Below are 18,519 nucleotides of genomic sequence, written 5' to 3'. Positions count from 1 at the left end.
GTTACGGCATCTCGACTACCATCCCGAATCCGACGTAACTGTTCCCCGTGAGAGTGTTGTACCCCACATCCAGCGATACTTTAGGTAGCAGTATCTGGATACCGGCGTTTACGTTCAACCCCCATTGATCGCTCGAAGTTTTCGGTTTGTAGAAATCGGGATCCGTTCCGTTTCCTCCGCTACTTAGCGCGCTTGACAGCCAGCTTCCTGTAGAGGGCCTTCCGGATGTATCCCACCCTTCGTATGCCTTCTTCAAACCGAGACCAACCCCGGCGTATGCCCCAAACCAACTGAATATGCTTCGGGTCGCGCCAATATTCAACATGTAGTTTCTATAATAAATCCCGCGCATTTCATCCTCGGTTTGTACTTCGTTATCGGCTGAACGATCCCCAGTTAGGAAAAACGAGTTAACATAAAAACTAGTGGGGGATTCCTTCGAGAAATGGTATATCCCGATCCCTATAAGGCCAAGGTTGTTCCCGCTTCCACCGTCGACCACAGGGCCGGCAGTGAGCAATTTCCCCGCAAAAGCGGACATGGACAGATTCAGTAGCAACAGAATTGTGAAAAACGAAATTCGCGCCCCCATACAAATCCTTTCAATAATGATTATTAATGCTTAATATTCTGATTATATAACAGGGGAATGGATATCCGAAAATCAGGTACTTGAGTCCCGCCACGCTTACCGTACGCACCAGAAGCGCACCCCCTGCTCCTCAAGGAACTCCTCCGCGTTCGCGCCATGCAGCATGGCAAGCGTCGCCAGTATCCCCGCATTTGTGCATGTATCATCCGCTACGGTCACTGAGGAGGGGGCGTCCTCCACGGGCCAGCCGGTTAAAGGATTCAGTATATGCCCAAGTCTCTTGCCGTCCTTCAAAAGATATCTTTTTGTATCGCCGCTTGTAGCGAGCGCGCCGTTGGTTATCTCAAGCACCTTTGATGCCTTCTCCCCCCCGGAAGGATCCTCTATACCAACCAGCCACGGCTTGCCGTCCCTCTTCTCCCCGCCGGTATAGATATCCCCGCCGAAATTCACCAGTAACGCGATTTTTTTTGCTTCACGCAGGAGGAGAACCGTTCTGTCTACCGCGTACTCCTTTCCAATGCCGCCAAAATCAAGCTCCATCCCGGCGGGCATACTGAAGTAAGGCTTCTCCCACGTCACCTTCCCCCAGCCGACATTGGGCAGAATGCTGTCTATCAGCACCTGCTCCGGAAGGTTGCTGCTTCCGTCGAATTTCCAGGCCTTCCTTAACACGCCGGAGGTTACATCGAATAAGCCCTCGCTGAGTTCAAAACAGCTGTTTGCAAAATCGATAAGGAGAGCGGTCTCGTCGTCTACCTTTACCCTTTCCCCGTTGGCGTTGTTGATCTTGTCGATGATATTCCCGCTCACGTAGCGGCTGTATTTCCTTTCAATGCGGAAGGCCTCGCGGGCGGCTATGCGAAGGAGTTTCATGGCGAGCTTCGCGTCATCGGTCTCCATTAGTATTTCGCACGGACTCGCCATGGCGCTGAAACGCCCTATGAAATAGCTATCGGCTTTCGCAAGAGTAACGGCAGGTTCCGCCCCTGCGGGGCGGTTTGGTCTGCTTCGAGGTATGTATTTCTTTTTGCGCTTTGGTTTGCTCTTCAATAGGTCACTAGTATTTGAACAATGAACGCGTGGATAGTCGGGAACATGTCCATATCCTTCTGCACTCCGATCGCGTCGGCTGGATGGCTGTTGCCCGACTGCCTGTAATATTCAAGCCTTATGCTTGCATCCTTTTTAAGAAACATGTCGGTATTGAATTTCACGCCGACGGTGATCCCGTCCATATCGCCAAGGCGGTAATCCGCGCTCGCAAATTCAGGATACCGGCTCGCATCAGATTCATAAACGAGGCTGTGCCGGTAAAAATTGGTCGCCGACTGATGGTAAAGCCTTATATGCGGTTCGATGAAATCCTTTTCGCCGAACATGATCTGGTATGTGATATCCACCGTATTTGATACGACCCCCCAGTCATCCCAGTAGTACCTGTACGCCAGACCCGCAACATTTGTGGCAAAGTGGTATCGCCCCTGCCAAAGGAGGCTCTCCCGGATCCGTAATTCGGGCCGGTTCTCATAAACATACCTGATAGGTTTTCCGGTAGTTCTATCGACGATACTTATAAGCTTGTATGGATCATTCTGGTAGCCGTTTGTTTTGCCATATGAGTAATTAAGCTGCATGATGGCGTGGCGGCTAATAATCTGGGTTAGCCCTATAAGCCCGTCCTGAACGTCCCGGGATTGTTGCGCTTCAAACGATGCCACCTGTCCAGGTGGGATCATATTAGTCATGTGGGTTGGTATCCCTCCGGTGGGATTTATCGTGTTCGCTTCGGTCGATATCGACAGAGTTAGGGTAGTGTTCCTGCTGAACAGATCCTGAGCTATTCCAACGCCTGTTCCGAGTGACTGGAAATCGTTCTCTTTCGAGAAGTTCAGGCCGATGTTCCCTTTTGTTATTCTCGTGATCGGCTGATCCCAGGCGGCGCTAAGCGCAAGGCGGGTATCCTTAAAGTGGGGGTGTACCGGCGCATCACCCTCATTTACCGTGTAGGTCATTACCCCCGACGGGCTTGTGAATGTCTGCGGCTGGTCGGAGGGTGACGCTCCATTGGGAGAAGCACCGCTCACGGCGTCAAGCATAAGCCTCAGGTTCAGGAACCTGTCGCCTCCAAAATCCTTCTTTCCGTTTATTACCGGCTCAACGACAGTGATCCGATTTGCTTCAGTGTAGAGGAGAAACGCTCCATCTAGCTGCCATCCGTCCAGATTTGTGGCGGCAGAAGCGATGGACGTCACCCCGAGCAGTGTGCAGGTAGCCGTTGCGAGCGCGGCGCGTATCGGCCCTTTCTTTTTCAGTTGCATCCGCATCCGCCTCCGCCAAGACCGCGTCCGCCGCTTGATGCTTCCTTGCTGAAATATATATGTTCCTCAAGCGCAGTCTGGATCGGGGTGGAATCGAATTTCATCGACTCTTCTGCCAGGAGATCCCTGTCCCAAACCTGTACGCCTATCGACGCGCATCCCGACGAAAACAGCAGAATCGTGAACAGCATAAATGAAATGACCTTTTGTGAACGTGTTTTACCCATTGTTGCCAGTTCCTTCAAATATTATTTTGCAGAATTGCCGGAGGGAGACTCTCCAACCAGCTCTTTTATGTGCGCTTCGTAAGTCGATAACTGTTCCAGAAAAAATCCCTTGTGAACATACCTTACTTTCCCCTCCCTGTCGATCAGGTAGGACGTCGGCATAGCCTGAAGCTTCCACTTGTTCGCAAGTTTCCCGTTTGGATCAAGAATTACCGGAAATTTGATCCAAGGGAACTTCGCCATAAACCGGTCTACAGCATCCTTTTTTTTGTCAAGATTCACGGTTACAACCCTGAAGCCTTTTGGGCCGTACTGCTCTTCCATTTCGCTCATCCATGGGAACGATCTAACGCATGGATCGCACCACGACGCCCAAAAATCGAGAAGAATAACATCATATTTGTACTTTTCGAGATCAAGAAACTTCTCGTATTCCCTCTGCGGTGGGTCATCCTCCGCGTGAACGGAGACTGGAAGGCTGGAGACTGATAAAACAAAAAACAATATCTGAAAAAGATGTTTGAATTGCATCGGGAAAGTATACAGATTTTAAAATTTGTGGGCAAGAAAAAGAGGTTCCCAAAAACTCCAGCTACTCATATAACCAGATAACCTATTGTTATTACAGCTATATTTACTTGAAAACGGTCATGTATCTCCGGTCTTCCTCAAGAATATGGTTGAGCATCCAGTTTGAAAGGAAGTCCGCAACCTCCGATACTTTCGGTTCCGAATCGGCCAAAAACATCGAGCTGTATTCATGTATCTGCTTGCCAAATCGCGCATGTTCCTCTTTTTGTTTTTCCAGGTTTGCGTACCCTCGCGATTCAAGCTCTTTTTCTTCCTCGCTGAAATGATACTTGGAGTATTCATACAGCTCTTTAAGGATGCTGACCACGGAAGTATCTCCACCTTTTCCCGCGTTTGCCGAATCCATGAGCGAATTAATAATGCTTAGCAGTTTCCTGTGATGCTCGTCGAACTTCTCCACGCCGACGCTGAATTCTTCTTTCCACTCAATCGTCATCTCTCCTCCTTTTTGAAAACCGCAACTGAAAAAAATATCATTTTCCCAATGCTGCATGGTTTGAACGCACACCTGTGGCTGGCCCAAATATAGCCGGCTTCTGTGCTTTAAAAGTAGTAGTTTACCCTGAGAGTAACCACATCCATGCTATCGACAAATTTCATTGGTGAATCCTCCTTGCCGACATCCATGACAGTACCGCTAAATTCCGCGGAGATATTATCGCTGACAGAATACCTGAAATAGAGTGCCTTTACGAGATACTCGCTATTAGTATCATAACTTAAAAATATGACGGCGTTAAGCGTTTCATTACGAAACGATCTTGACCCTCTTGCGGCATATATGGAGGTATCTCCATCGCTCCCTTGTCTTACCGAAGTTTCAAAAACAAGCGAGTATATATCCCTGATGTTCACATCTACCCCAAGCCCTGCTTCATCCGAAACGATCTTCTCACTGCCGGATGGAACTCCCTCCCGCTCCTTGTGCGCCACTTCCACCTTCCAAAGCAGGTTTTCCGCCCTTATGTTCACGGCGGCGCCACCAACAACAAATTTTGGATATTCGGATGTAAAAACCGGTTCTGGTGCAGTCCCCTTGAACGTATAGACGGCGTCATCCGCATAAAGCGAAGCCCCCATAAAGGACAGGTCCATAATTCCAGCATTCTTTTTCCATTTAAAACCGAACTCGGCATTGTTACCAAATGATCCCGGTTTATTCTCCTCGAGGATAAAACTTGTTGAGCCAAAAGACTTCGCGAAAAGATTTCTCGCATCCCCGCCCGGATATCGGTTCGTAAGAGGGATGGGATTTATAAAAATGCCCGCTGTCCCTCCAAGCGCCTTGTAAAACTCATAAAGGACTATTGCCTGCCCTACCCTCGCATCCTCCGGGGCTGTGAATGCAAACTCCGAGTAGTCCCATGGAGTTACAACGTCTGTGATTTGGACCATGTCCAGCTCTCCCCAAACGATCACCTGGTATCCGGCTTTCAAACTCCAGCAATCCGCCCCCTTTTGAATATAGAGGTCGCGCAATCTTAATGAACCTGCGGCGACATCCCTATTGTCGATGAACCGTGACTCGGAATTTCCGATCACCCCCTTGGCGTCGAGGGAAAAAAAGAGTCCATTATCGAAATAACGCCCCCACTGTGTGCGAAGGTCAAACCGGTAGGAGCCCTCGGAGGCCGATCCTTGCGGAGGCATCCCCCCACCGGCGGAGATGGTAAATCTTAAATCTTTACTTAATAAAGGCTCCGTGGATGTTTCATCAATCTCGAAATCCTCGCCAAGTTCGAATGTTTCGAAATCGGTGTTCCCTTCCGCACCGGCTGGCGCCGTGTATGGAACCAGCCATCCGAGCATCATCAAAAGCGCAACCGCTGAATAACGCATGGCTTGCCTCTCTTCCCTTTATGGCTATTTTTTTGCCACGCGGATATCCCGCATGTTCCCCTCGCGGAAGGAATCGTCGGTCAGCGTACGTTCCGTAAAGAGCGAATCATCTACCGCAATATTGATGGCCACATCATCCAGTTTCAAAGTTGAAATTCTTCTGCTCTGAACATTGTTGATATTCATTTTCTTCGCGATCCATACTCCATCCTTCAAAACATAATCGCTCTGGGTCATCTGCTTTGCAGGTTTTCCGTGGCGATCGTACATGATCGCGCGGTACACCACCAGGCGCTCCTTGTCTATCCATTGAACGGTCTTGCTGTAATTGCTTTTCCTGGCGTGCTTCGGAGTTGGAACCGACTCAATTACCCAGCATTCCCTGCCATCGTACTTCTCCTCTATCAGGAGTGTGTAAATGAAATCATCGATATGCTTCACTTCCACATCTTCATAGGAAATTTCCGATCCGAAAAGGGTGCCGGTTTTCGGCTCATCGCTCCGTCCCGAAACTACCCGCTTTACCTTGCCCAGAGCGGAAAGATACATCCACTGATCGGATTCCTTCTCCTGGTCTTCATAATCATATTGAAGAAATCCTATACCTCTTTCGGATGAAGGCTCCAAAATCAGGCTGACGCTTTTAATATCCTTCCCTTTAGGGCCGTAATCCTTCCGGATCGTTTCGACGACCTTTGTCCGCGGGGTCTCGGCACATGCTATGGTTTTCTTTTTTACTTCATATCTACATGTGGAAACCGTCTGCACGCTGTACTGGGAATTTCCATTCTCGCGATCAAGCACCTTCTGCATTATCTCTTTTGCATCCCCGCCATAAGAGGTGCCATATGAGAAAGCCGCCATCAAGAGTGTAAATACGATTTTTTTCATGATACTTCTCCCTGGTAAACGGTTTCGGTTGCCAATTGATCACCTTTAATTTCCTTGATCATCCCTGCATTCGTTACACTTAGCAGAGCCGGAAGCAAAAACAGATCCGCCAATAGCGCGGTTGTTATCGCAGCCGCGGAAAGAATTCCGAAATTCTTCAGCCCATTATGATCCAGGCCGAGGAAGCAGAGAAATGCTCCGGCCAGTATCAACGTTGTAAATACTATCGCCTGTCCCACTTCGCGGAACGTGGAAATTATTGCGCTGTTGATATCCCCCCCTTTTTGGAGTGAGAGCCTGTAGTGTGTCAGAAAATGAATCGTATCGTCAACGACTATCCCTATCATCAGCGGAGCGACTATAAGAATGTCGGTATCGCAGGGGATTCGCATATACCCCATCATCCCGAAAACGACGAATATCGGGAAAAGATTTGGAAAGAGCGCTATCAGGCCGATGCGTATCGAACCGAATGTAAAGAAGAGGATTATGGATATCGCCGTCAGCGCCAGACCGAATCCGTATATTTGCGACCAGGCAATGTAGTTGACTATGGTCGCAATCATTGTCAGCCCGCCTGTGACGGTAACCTCAAGCCCCGGATACCGTGTTTTTAACGGATCAAAGGTTTTGTCAACCTCAGCGTGAATGTCATCCAGCATACCGGCGAAATATTTTGACCCCAAGTTTATGATAGTGGCAGAGATATGCCCCTGGCTGTAGTCGTCCGACACCACTTTTCGCCTGTCCGCGGGATTGGTATTATCAAACAGGAATATCGTCTGTTTCAACAAAGCCGGATCCTGCGGTATCGCGTACTCCTCATCGCGACCGCCGTTCAGGGCCTTGTTCGACTCCTTTACGATATTTACAAGCGAACGAGTTGTGACTACCGGGTCAATATCGTTCTCAAGATAGTTTTGAACACTTTCCATCGCGTTTAGGATGTCGGGCTCGCGCAAAGCGCCCGGCTGTCGGGCCTCGATCATTATTTCAAGATTCTGCGAACCCCCCATTTTGGTATCTACAAGATTATAAGCCCGACTAACGGATGAATCCTTTGGAAAGAGTTTGATAATATTCGAATCTACCTCAACCTTCAATGTCCCGAATATCAATACGATTGTTACTGCGGTGAAGATCGCGATGTTGACATACGGTTTTGAATGACTCCAGTGTTCCGTTTTTCTCAATACCTTCTGCACAAAATGATGTCGCGGTTCCGATGCGTCAATATTGGTTTTCCATGTATATGGATTCCATATATCAAGCATGAGAGGAAGCATGAAAAGAGTAATCACGAAAGCGAATAGCACGCCTACCGCCGCCGCGAAGCCGAATATCTTCAGCGGTACTATTGGAACGATCAGCAATGCGAGCATACCAAGTGAGGTTGTTACGCTTGTGAGCATCACGGCAGGCCCGGATTTTTCGTACGTAGACCGAAGCGCAGTGCGGTGGTCCTCGCCTTTCTTTCGGAACAGAATATAGCCAGATAGGATGTGAACCGAATCGGCCACACCGACTACGAAAACAAGAAGAATAATGATGTTTACCATCATGTTCATCCGCAGATCAAACCATCCTAGAACCGCAACTGTCAATAAGGCCGATATCATGACGATCACGATAGGCCAAACAACAGCCGCCAGCGAGCGGAACAGTATCCAAAGCATTGCCATTATCATCAATGTAGTGGCTATCATGACAGCATTTACCTGTGGTACAAAGTGGTCGAAAATGAATGTATCGAAAATTGGCCTCCCTACTGGGAAGTACTCCAAGGCATCCATGTATTCCGGTTTATCAGTTATGCTATAAATAGCGTGGGTCAGGTTGACATAATCCTCCATCTCCACAAATTCAAATTCTGAAACGGTCTCAGCGGACGTTGAAACGGCCCCCACTTGTTCGGTTACATCGAAATCTCCAGGTTCATCCATATCCAGAAGTTTTTCTTCGGAAACATCTCCAACCTTGTTTGTCTTGAAATCGGTGCGAATAAGTATGCCGCCATACTTGCCGTCTTCCGAAATATAGACCTTCGGATAGTCGGGATGGTTCAACGCACTCTCCCTCAGTTTATTCCGCTCTTCCTCATTCGCCGGGAAATTGTTTCCGATAAAAGGTCTTGAAACCAGGGCTGTTTCAGAAGCCTCCAGATAGCTGACGTTTAAAATCGTGGTGACATCGACAATATGATCAAGCGGCGACCTCTCCCCTGGTTGTAATTTCATGCGGTATCCGAGGAGTTCTTCCTGAATACCGTACAACGCCTTAAGCGATCTGTCGGAGAAGACGTCGCCATCCTTTGCCCTGTATACGAAGTAGATCGACTCGTCACCGCCGAACTGGGAGCGAAAGCGGTCATATGCTATCCGCACATTGTCCTTCCCCTGAAGAAATGCTTCATCCGAAAGATCAAGCTGGAACCTTCCAACCCCGGGAGCAATCATAATGGTCAGCAAAATGAAGATTGCCCAGACTTGGTATTTGCGTCTATGTACCCAATCCGGAATATCCTTGAAAAACCCGATTTTTTTGAAATTAAACAGTCCCATTTATAAGCCCTCCTCTATTAAAAGCGAACCTTCGTTTTGTATAAATATCCAAAAAAAACTGACGGTCCTCATACCTATAATACCTCATTGACTTTATTTTCATTCCGCGAGGAACCTTTGCCTTCAGCTCTCATCCCGTCAAGCAGCACCTCAATGACTGTTTCCTTGTAGGCGTTTATGTCGATCTTTGGATTGATGTTAAGCTGTATGGAAAGTGACTGAACCACGCCGAAAAGGATCTGTGCAAGTGCATCAGCATCAAGTTTTGAACTTATTATCTTCTCTTTCTGCCCTTCCAACATCATCTTTTTGATATTTCCCAGTACAGCATTGTAGTTTGCAGAAAAGAGTTTATTTAGTTTCTCGTTTGAGAATGATTCCGATAGCACCATGATATCCATTCTTGTGCAAGTGCGTCTGAAAGGGTCGTGCAGGGAATCAAGAAATGCACTAAGCGCGATCCTGAATTTTTCCAGGTAATCTTTCCCTGTCGTATTCGCGGACATGAACCTTTCGTCACTTTGCTGCTGTCCAATTTTCGCGATGCTCTCTATTATCTCGTCCTTGCTTTTAAAGTAGCTGTATACAGCGCCAGCGCTCAGATTAGATTTTTTGCAAATATCCTGCATTGTGGTTTTATGAATTCCCTGTTCCGCAAAGCACTCAAGCGAAGCAATAAGGATCTGCTCTCTCCTCGCCTCCTTGTGTGACTCTTCAACTTTCGGCATACACACTCCTTTAAAACGAACATTCGTTTTTCTTAATTAATTTATATATCCACGAAACAGAAAAGTCAATCCTATCTTATTATTTTTTTTCTGCGTCGCTATCTATTTGATATGTTTAGGCTTTTGACAATATTAGTTCAATAGCACCTCTTGCTGTGAATTTTCGGAGACGGACACGACCTTAAATGCACCGTGCAAATATCGGTTTTTACGACTTTGGAATTTAAGAATTCTCTGAAATATTCGCTCAGCTAGAGAACAAACCTTTTTACCCTGGGGACGAATTCATCTATATGAATTGGTTTGTTTATAAAATCATCCGCGCCAAGGCTGAATACCTCCTGCCGTTTTTCAGCATCATTGCTGGCGGTTACAACAATTATTCTGATGTTATCCCACTTGTGGTTTTGCTTTATCTGTTTGATCAATGCCAGCCCATCCATTTTCTCCATAAACAGATCAGTAATTAATAGATGTACCGTCTCCTTTTTTAACATCTCAAGCGCGTCCGTACCATTTTCCGCCTCAAGAAATTCCACATCCATTCCATTCAGATACTGTTTTATCAGACCCCTTATGCCTGGGTCATCTTCAACTATCAGGATACGAGGACGAACATACGGGAGATTGATCACAAAGATGCTCCCCTCCCCTTTTTTAGAGACAACGTCCAGACTGCCGTCATGCGCCTTAACTATGTCGTATGAAAAAGGGAGGCCAAGACCTGTTCCCTTTTCCCCCCTCGTACCCGGGGAGGTTGTCTTTTCTCCGTGCCGGAACAGTTTTTCTATATATTCGTTATCAATACCAACTCCATTGTCTTTCACGGCAATGCTCGGCTTCCCCGCTTCAGGCATGTAGATCTCCACAAGCCCGCCCTTATCACAAAATTTAATCGAGTTCGAAACAAGATTGTGTATCGTTTCCCTGATAAGCGCAGGATCCGCATATATTCTTGTCCCCTTTGGAATATTATTGGCAACAACTATCCCCTTATCCTCCGCAGAGTAGGAAATGTTTTCAATAATCCCCGCCGAAATGGCTGATGCATCTAAAAAATACTTTACAGGCTTTAGTTCCCCTGTATTGAGCCTGCTGATATTTAACAGGTCTTCTATCATTTTCAGCATCCCTTCGCTGACGCTTATCACCCTCTTCACAAGTTCAAGTTTTTTCTCTCCAATCGGTTCTTCATTTTTCTTCTGTACTATCTTTAAGAAACCTATAATGGAATTAAAGGGTGAACGGAGGTCATGCGCAACAAGCGATACGAACTTATCCTTAAGTATTGTTGCGCGCTCAGCCTGCTCTTTGGCTTCTCGAAGCTCCTTCTCGGCAAGCTTCCTTTTTGAAATATCCCTTTTGATCGCCACAAAATTGGTTACATTGCCTCCGTCATCCAGGATCGGACAGATTGTCATCTCTTCGTTGTACAATTCGCCGTTTTTGCGTTTGTTGACAAGCTCCCCTCTCCATACTCTGCCGGCTGAAAGCATTTTCCACATTTCTTCATAGGTTTCCTTCGATTCAAGACCAGACTTGAATATGCGCGGGTTTTTACCTAACAGCTCATCCTCGGTGTAGCCGGTAATTTTTTCACATGAAGGATTTACATATTCAATAAAACCTTTCATATCAGTTATTATGATGCTCTCCTCCAGCGTCTCAATTGCCTTGCTCATCTTCTTTAGGCTGGCTTCTGCTCTTTTTCGTTCGCTGATATTTTTAAAATATCCAAAATGACACAATCTGTTCTTGTAATTGGTGATGTTAAGCGAAATTTCAACTGGCACCAATTCGCCGGATTTTACGCGGTGAATTGATTCAATGAACAGATTTTGTACCTTTTTGATTTCTTCCACATGCTCAGGAAGTTTTTCAAATGTAAAATTCGGATCCCAATCCGGAATCTGCCATCTCAGTATCTCTTCTTTCGTAGCTCCGAAATGCTTTACCGCGGCTTCGTTCACATACGCCATTCTGCAGCCGTCGTCATCATCTATGAGAAACACCGGGTCGCCGGTCTTTTCTATCATCATCCTGTAAAGTTCCATTTCTTCCGCCGCGTTCTTTTCCTTTTGATTTGCCTTCGCCTCGACCCAGGAGCCGGCGGCAAATAGCACTAACAGCAGACCGTATAAATTCAATAAACCTGAAAACTGTTCGGTCGATACCCCGTCTAGAACTTCTTCGGGAATGCGATTTACGATTTTCCAGTAATATTCGGTATCCGCGACGTTGTGACTAGTATGAGAAAGGTGCTTTTCAAGTGCGTTGCCAGGGACATGATCTTCCATAAGCGGATAAACTGTTATAAAGCTGAATAATTCATTGTTGCTCATGAATTGGCCGGATTCCGCTTCAGAGATCTTCTTCCATGCGTCCGGGAAAACTGCTTCATATCTTTTATTCTTCCTTGCCTCGAGCATGAAGCCCCATTCATCTTCGGAATTCTCTCCTACCAGCCAATAACCATCCTGATTCAATAGTGAGGTTCTACCCTTGGAGCGTTTTGAAAAATCCTTTATATTCGCGATCAATATCTTCCCAAGATAATTTAAAAAGACTATCCCTTTGATCTCGCCTTTGCGGTTATATAACGGTGTACCAACGCGAATCATCGGCTTAAAGGGTTTTTCGATTTGTCCTTTTTCGACGTTTAGATCAAAGGGAGAGATATATATCTCTCCTGTGTTCATTTTTAGCGTCTCCTTGAAATAATATCTGTCCCCTTTGTATTGAAGCTTCTCTTTTGGCAACACTTCAGGATCGCCATCATTGTAATTTATCCTTACTATTTCATTGCCGGTTGCGTCGATTATCCGAATCTGTTCGTATAAACCTTTCCTTTTTGAAAAAGTACGAAGATCTCCCTCTAATGCCGTCAGATCGTATCCCTTCTCTCCTTCGATCATTTGAGCAAGCTCATGCTGCTCAGAAAGATATATCAAATCGGAAAATATATGGCTCACATCTTGCGAAACCAGTTCAATCTGCGTTTCCAGGTTCTCCATTTCGTTAATTTTTAATGCCTCCAGCCTGGCATTCGACGATGTGTAGTATATGGACCAGAAAAAAATCGACAGAATAGTGGAAAATGAGAGGAACGTTGTCGCAAAACGTTTTTTCATAATATAAAAACCCGCAAAATATTATTTCCTCAACGCCTTAACCGTAATCGTATGACCCTTTTGATCCTGCATACTCTTCCCTTTTGCAAAATGATTACGAACAACGTCCGCTGTTCAGGAAAAGCACTTTCAGGATTCAGGATCCACCTGACATGTGATTTTACCCCACATTTCGCAGATGTAAAATCTAAATAGTTTCCTTTTAAAAGATAGCTGAGTATGCGCGGTTTCAACATATTCAGAGGTCACTGTGGTCTTTAAACCATCTCATCTCAACTGGAGGCATTTTTGCGTATTTTTTTTCGGGCCGCCTGGAAAAAAAATAAATCAAAGCCCTGGATCTCAAGCGATATTAAAAAGTAGTGCATCCTTCGCCAACTTCTATTATACTTACCGGTTTTATTAGGGAATTTGAATGATACAGGCAAGCAGTATACAGAAATCATACGGTGCGCAGACTCTCTTTGAGGATGTCTCTTTCCTCATCGGCAAGGGGGAGCGTGTTGGCCTCGTCGGTCGCAATGGTACTGGAAAATCAACACTTTTCAGAATAATCCTTGGTGAAGAACATATTGATTCCGGGGAGATTTCCATGCCCAAAAACTACAAGATAGGGACCCTGGAACAGCATATACGCTTCACGAAACCAAACGTACTTGACGAATGCATACAGGCGCTCCCACCTGAGGAGCAGTGGGACCACTACAAGGCGGAGATGATCCTCTCCGGACTCGGATTCTCCCAAGCCGATTTCGAGAAAGATCCGCACTCCTTCAGCGGCGGCTACCAGGTCCGCATCAACCTCTGCAAAGCGCTCCTCAATAATCCGAATATGCTGCTTCTCGACGAGCCGACAAACTACCTCGATATTCTTTCGCTCCGATGGCTGAAAGGGTATCTCACATCATGGCAGGGGGAGATGATGCTCATCACCCACGATCGCGATTTCATGGACAAGGTGACAACCCATACCATGGGGATTCACCGAAGGCAGGCGCGAAAGGTGAAAGGCGACACCATCAAGTTCTACGAGATGATCATGATGGAGGAGGAAACGTACGAACAGACCCGGCAAAACATCGAGAAGAAAAAGAAGGAGATGCAAGCGCTTATCGACAGGTTCAAGGCGAAGGCTTCAAAAGCGGCCATGGCGCAGTCACGCGTGAAGATGATGGCAAAAATGGGAACGCTGGACAAGCTGGAAGACGAAAAGACGCTCGGTTTCCGCTTCAACCATCTCGCATGTCCAGGCAAAACAGTAATGTCAGCGCAGAATATCTCCTTCTCTTACGACGGGAAAGAGGAAAACAGCATCTTCAGGAATATATCATTCAGCATAGGCCGCAGTGACAGGATCGCCATAATCGGTGCGAACGGAAAAGGAAAATCGACGCTACTCAACTGCCTCGCGGGGGAACTGAAACCGACGGCAGGGACAGTCACAACCCATCCTGAAACACGCATAGGGCATTTTGGTCAGACGAATATTGACAGGCTGACCGCCGATAACCGCGTTGTCGATGAAATACAGAAATCAAATCCGAATCTTTCACTCCAGGCATCGCACGCGATCTGCGGTGCCATGATGTTCGAAGGGGATATCAGCAAGAAACTTATCAAGGTACTCTCCGGTGGAGAGCGTAGCCGTGTTCTCCTGGGAAAAATCATTTCTCACCCCACGAACCTCCTGCTTCTCGATGAGCCAACCCACCACCTCGATGTCGAATCGATCGAATCGCTCATAGAGGAGCTTGACTCCTACCCCGGAGCCGTGGTCATAGTCACCCACTCCGAGCTTCTCCTAAGGAGCCTTGCGCAAAACCTCATCATTTTCCACAGCGGCAAAGCGGAATATTTCCTCGGCGGGTACGACGACTTCCTCGAAAAGATAGGATGGGAAGGGGAGCCTGTCGCCGAGAAAAAGGAAAAAAACAAACTGAGCAAAAAGGAGGCCCGCCAGCTTCGCGCGCAGGAACGTCTCCAGACTACACAGGGTGGGGACTCGGCAAACAATGATGACAAGAAAGGCCCTAAACGGGGAAAGAATAAGGGGAGGTAGCAAACAGTCTTTCGATCATCATATTTGACTATTTAAATCTTAAAGATTTGAAATATTAAATAACGTAGAAATTATTTCAGGATAAACGGTACAGCCATCAATCCTGCCGATGCGGCAAAAAGAGTTATCGCTTCCGGTATGAAATAGGGAAATACCATCAGCCCCATTCCGGCAAAAAGCGCTATGAAGCGTGCCTGCTTCTTCCCGTATACGAAGTATCCCATCCCGATAATGCCGAAAAACATCGAAAGATAAAAGTGCGCGCCGATTTCGATGTTCATCACAGCTTTTCTATCGGAACTTTTACAACTGTCTTATAAACAATTTCCGATTTGTTGCGCATCAAACACGGTTTATGGGCGTCGGACGGATAGAAAACTGCATATATCCCTGAGGAAAGGAGATGCTCGGCTTTATCAACACCATCCTTGTAGAAGGTGACGTCTTTTTCTTCGTCATATGGGGTTTCAACTGTAAGTACTTTTATATCTGATGTTTGCGCTATCTCATTTCCCGCAATTACAGCCTGGATATCTATGTATTTTCGATGAGATTCAAAACGCCCTTCTTTCTCCTCCTTGGTCATGTAAACCTGCTCCATGGCAAAAAGACCGTCCGAAAGCTCCACCCTTGCTACATCGCCCGGCTCCATTGAAAGTAGCCTCTCACGCGTTTCGCTTCCTTCATATAGAAATGATCGTATATATTTGAATGCTTCAATCCATATATTACTTTCGATATGTGCTTTTTCCGGATTTTCTATCCTTCCAATGATAGCCATATCCCCTCTTTTTCTAGCTTAGCCGATGCTACTTGGCCTGTTTTATGACTTCAAATGACGATTTCATCGGCGGATGGAATGAGCAATAATACTCGAATACTCCGCTCTCCGGCACCTCGAAGCCGATGCCGACCATGCCGCCGTATTCGATTACGTCACTTTCTATCTCTTTCGATGGTATTACGATATTGTGATGTATCCCTTTATCACGGTTTCTCACAACCAGCTTTACGATACTCCCCGGTTCCAGCTCTACACTGCTGGAGGACTGAATCCATCTGTTCCCTTTTGCTTCTATACTTATCGTGTTGAATCCGTAAACATAGCGATCCAGCGCTCCGGTCATCCAGGTCTTCACCACAACTGCCAATACCGCGGCAAAAAGAATTATGGCGATGCCGATCCTCTTTAAATAATATCCGATATCTTTTTCCATATGTTTTCCGTTTGTTATTGTATCCTTTTACATCGGACTTTCCTACTTACTGTTCAAATATTGACCAACCCCCAAGTGTGATACCAGCTATAAAGTTTCATATTTCTAAACAGCAACCGGTATCGATTCAACAGCTTCTGAAGCGGGTGGTCGATAGCCCAAGGAACTGTGTGGCCTGACAGTATTGTATTCCTGCCTCCATCGTTCTATCAAGACCTTTGCTTCAAGTAAGGTTTCAAATATTTCTCCATTAAGAAGCTCATCCCTAAGTTTGCCGTTGAAAATCTCGATATATCCAATCTCCCAAGGACTCCCAGGCTCGATGTAAAGAGTCTTCACTCCAACTTGTTAACCACTTCCGGATTACCTTAGCCGTAAACTCCGCCCCGTTGTCAGAGCGTATATGTTCTGGAACACCTTTTAAGATAAACAGCTCTGCCAGAGTCTCTAATACATCCTGAAAGGTCAGCCTTCTTCCAACCTCCAAAGCTATGCATTCTCTGGTGAAATCATCGATAAGAGTCAGGATTTTGACCGGCCTTCCATCATAAGTACGGTATATACCAAAATCGTAACTCCAGATATGGTTTTTATGGTCTGCCCTAAGCCTGATGGAAGAACCGTCATTGAGCCATAACCTTTTGCGCTTTGGCTGATTTATTGGCTCCTAATTTTGACCAGTCTATAGCCATAAACATGGTCTCGTTTAGTGGAGAAAGGTCACTGAAAGACGAAAAGAAATAGGCCCATACCTCAGCTAACAAATTTACAGATATCACCTTATTTTTGTTTTCTTAAACAATCCAAACTCCTGCTTTCAATCCATAAAAGAAGTTGTGGATTTTATTCATAGATTTCAAACTGTACAGGGAACTTACAGGGATTTCCAAAGCACATATGTTATATGTTTCAATTGCTTAGTGGCGGAGAGGGAGGGATTCGAACCCCCGGAACTTTCGTTCGGCGGTTTTCAAGACCGCTGCCTTAAACCGCTCGGCCACCTCTCCGGTCATGTGCCAAATTCGGAAAAATAATTGTATACCAAACTCCGCCGCTTGAGGCGAATAAACGTAAAAATATTTACGCCTTCTCTATCTTCTCCATTCCGCCCAAATAATGGCGAAGGACTTCCGGCACGGTTACGCTCCCGTCTTCGTTCTGAAAGTTTTCCAGTATCGCAACGACCGTACGCCCGACAGCAAGCCCGGAGCCGTTCAGCGTATGCAGAAGTTCCGGCTTCCCCTTCTGCTCACGGCGGAAACGTATCGCCGCGCGCCTCGCCTGGAAATCCCCAAAATTCGAGCACGAAGAGATCTCAACATAGCGTTCCTGCGATGGCAACCATATCTCCAGATCATAAGTCTTCACTGCCGAGAATCCGAGGTCACCCGCGCAGAGCTGTACCACGCGGTACGGTATCTCAAGTGCCTGAAGTATCGCTTCCGCATCCGCCGTCAAACTCTCCAGCTCGGCCATCGAATCTTCCGGCTTGCTGAGTTTCACCAGTTCAACCTTATTGAATTGATGTTGCCGGATCAACCCTGTCGCGATCTTTCCGTATGAGCCCGCCTCGCTTCTGAAACATGGAGTATATGCGCAGAACTTTTTTGTAAGTTCGCTTGCGCTTAGAATTTCGTCGGCATAAATATTCGTCACCGGCACCTCGGCAGTAGGGATGAGGTAATACTCTCCCCCTTCAACTTTAAAAAGATCCTCCTCGAATTTCGGAAGCTGTCCCGTGCCGGTCATGGATTTTCTGTTCACCATGAAAGGGGGGATGATCTCTTCATATCCCTTCTCCGCGTGCGAATTGAGCATGAAAGAGATAAGCGCTCGTTCCAGCTTTGCCCCGGCGCCACGATATAGCACGAATCGCGCTCCCGATATTTTAGCCGCGCGCTTGAAATCGAGTATGCCAAGTGATTCACCTATCTCGACATGCGATCTCTGCTTGAACGAAAACTGCCGAGGCTCCCCCCACTTTCGTATCTCAATGTTTTCGTCCTCGCTCTTGCCGTCCGGCACAGAATCGTCTGGGAGATTCGGTATCATGTAGATCAAACCATTAAAACTTTCTTCGCGCTCGCGGAAAAGTATCTCCTTTTCCCTTATGCTGTTAGAAAATTCCTTCAGTTCGGACTTTGCCTGTGTGGCGTCCTTCTTCTCTTTTACGAGTTTTCCAATTTCCGCGGAGGCTGTGTTCATCTTCCCCTGCATCTCCTCAAGCTCGGTCTTTACGGAGAGATACTCTTCATAGGCGATCAATGCCGGCCCGATATCGACGTTGCCCGAGCGCCGGGAAAGTTTTTTCGCGATCAAGTCTTTTTCTTTTCTAAGGAGTTTTGGGTCGAGCATTAATCCA

Annotated in this window: 16 protein-coding genes, 1 tRNA gene and 1 pseudogene; 1 reads left to right on the top strand and 17 read right to left on the bottom strand. The window is 46.6% G+C overall.

Going from position 1 to position 18,519, the window contains the following annotated elements; translation table 11 throughout:
• Window position 1: 1 nt before the first annotated feature.
• From OEY64_04840 to OEY64_04790, 11 genes are all read right to left on the bottom strand, one after another.
• A complete protein-coding gene (locus tag OEY64_04840) occupies window positions 2-592 on the bottom strand; it encodes a hypothetical protein (GenBank protein ID MDH5542274.1) in 591 nt (196 codons plus the stop codon).
• 96 nt (window positions 593-688) lie between these two features.
• Window positions 689-1,519 carry an FAD:protein FMN transferase gene (locus OEY64_04835; protein ID MDH5542273.1) on the bottom strand — a complete coding sequence of 277 codons (831 nt, stop codon included), beginning with the start codon at window positions 1,517-1,519 and terminating at the stop codon, window positions 689-691.
• A 122-nt stretch (window positions 1,520-1,641) separates the two neighbouring features.
• Window positions 1,642-2,913 carry a DUF3570 domain-containing protein gene (locus OEY64_04830; GenBank protein ID MDH5542272.1) on the bottom strand — a complete coding sequence of 424 codons (1,272 nt, stop codon included), beginning with the start codon at window positions 2,911-2,913 and terminating at the stop codon, window positions 1,642-1,644.
• Window positions 2,904-3,140, bottom strand: a complete 237-nt coding sequence (locus tag OEY64_04825) for a DUF4266 domain-containing protein (GenBank protein ID MDH5542271.1) — start codon at window positions 3,138-3,140, stop codon at window positions 2,904-2,906. Before OEY64_04825 ends, OEY64_04830 begins: the two co-directional genes overlap by 10 nt.
• A gap of 21 nt (window positions 3,141-3,161) precedes the next feature.
• A complete protein-coding gene (locus OEY64_04820; GenBank protein ID MDH5542270.1) occupies window positions 3,162-3,644 on the bottom strand; it encodes a TlpA family protein disulfide reductase in 483 nt (160 codons plus the stop codon).
• 130 nt (window positions 3,645-3,774) lie between these two features.
• On the bottom strand, window positions 3,775-4,167 hold the full coding sequence (locus tag OEY64_04815) for a bacteriohemerythrin (GenBank protein ID MDH5542269.1): 393 nt from the start codon (window positions 4,165-4,167) through the stop codon (window positions 3,775-3,777).
• 107 nt (window positions 4,168-4,274) lie between these two features.
• Window positions 4,275-5,570: a hypothetical protein gene (locus tag OEY64_04810; GenBank protein ID MDH5542268.1), complete on the bottom strand. Its 1,296-nt coding sequence runs from the start codon at window positions 5,568-5,570 to the stop codon at window positions 4,275-4,277.
• Window positions 5,571-5,594: 24 nt separating this feature from the next.
• A complete protein-coding gene (locus OEY64_04805; GenBank protein MDH5542267.1) occupies window positions 5,595-6,461 on the bottom strand; it encodes an outer membrane lipoprotein-sorting protein in 867 nt (288 codons plus the stop codon).
• On the bottom strand, window positions 6,458-9,022 hold the full coding sequence (locus OEY64_04800) for an MMPL family transporter (GenBank protein ID MDH5542266.1): 2,565 nt from the start codon (window positions 9,020-9,022) through the stop codon (window positions 6,458-6,460). Before OEY64_04800 ends, OEY64_04805 begins: the two co-directional genes overlap by 4 nt.
• A 74-nt stretch (window positions 9,023-9,096) precedes the next feature.
• A complete protein-coding gene (locus OEY64_04795) occupies window positions 9,097-9,750 on the bottom strand; it encodes a TetR/AcrR family transcriptional regulator (protein MDH5542265.1) in 654 nt (217 codons plus the stop codon).
• Between the two features lie 251 nt (window positions 9,751-10,001).
• Window positions 10,002-12,881, bottom strand: coding sequence for a PAS domain S-box protein (locus OEY64_04790; GenBank protein MDH5542264.1), 2,880 nt, complete (start codon window positions 12,879-12,881; stop codon window positions 10,002-10,004).
• 415 nt (window positions 12,882-13,296) lie between these two features.
• On the opposite strand from OEY64_04790, the gene OEY64_04785 reads away from it, so the two are divergent.
• Window positions 13,297-14,940, top strand: a complete 1,644-nt coding sequence (locus OEY64_04785) for an ATP-binding cassette domain-containing protein (GenBank protein MDH5542263.1) — start codon at window positions 13,297-13,299, stop codon at window positions 14,938-14,940.
• Between the two features lie 71 nt (window positions 14,941-15,011).
• Here OEY64_04785 and OEY64_04780 read toward each other — a convergent pair whose 3' ends face one another.
• The 6 genes and pseudogenes from OEY64_04780 to serS form a co-directional block, all read right to left on the bottom strand.
• A complete protein-coding gene (locus OEY64_04780) occupies window positions 15,012-15,221 on the bottom strand; it encodes a hypothetical protein (GenBank protein MDH5542262.1) in 210 nt (69 codons plus the stop codon).
• Window positions 15,221-15,721 (bottom strand): YhcH/YjgK/YiaL family protein, encoded by a 501-nt coding sequence (locus OEY64_04775; GenBank protein ID MDH5542261.1) that lies wholly within the window; start codon window positions 15,719-15,721, stop codon window positions 15,221-15,223. The genes OEY64_04780 and OEY64_04775 overlap by 1 nt, the downstream gene beginning before the upstream one ends.
• A gap of 28 nt (window positions 15,722-15,749) precedes the next feature.
• A complete protein-coding gene (locus OEY64_04770) occupies window positions 15,750-16,157 on the bottom strand; it encodes a hypothetical protein (protein ID MDH5542260.1) in 408 nt (135 codons plus the stop codon).
• Window positions 16,158-16,262: 105 nt separating this feature from the next.
• A pseudogene (locus tag OEY64_04765) lies at window positions 16,263-16,812 on the bottom strand (integrase core domain-containing protein).
• A 266-nt stretch (window positions 16,813-17,078) separates the two neighbouring features.
• Window positions 17,079-17,164: transfer RNA gene (locus OEY64_04760), tRNA-Ser, on the bottom strand.
• A 73-nt stretch (window positions 17,165-17,237) separates the two neighbouring features.
• A complete protein-coding gene (gene serS, locus OEY64_04755; GenBank protein ID MDH5542259.1) occupies window positions 17,238-18,512 on the bottom strand; it encodes a serine--tRNA ligase in 1,275 nt (424 codons plus the stop codon).
• Between the last annotated feature and the right edge of the window lie 7 nt (window positions 18,513-18,519).

Source organism: Nitrospinota bacterium (assembly GCA_029881495.1).
Taxonomy (GTDB): domain Bacteria; phylum Nitrospinota_A; class UBA7883; order JACRGQ01; family JACRGQ01; genus JAOUMJ01.
This window is presented reverse-complemented; position numbering and strand designations above follow the sequence as displayed.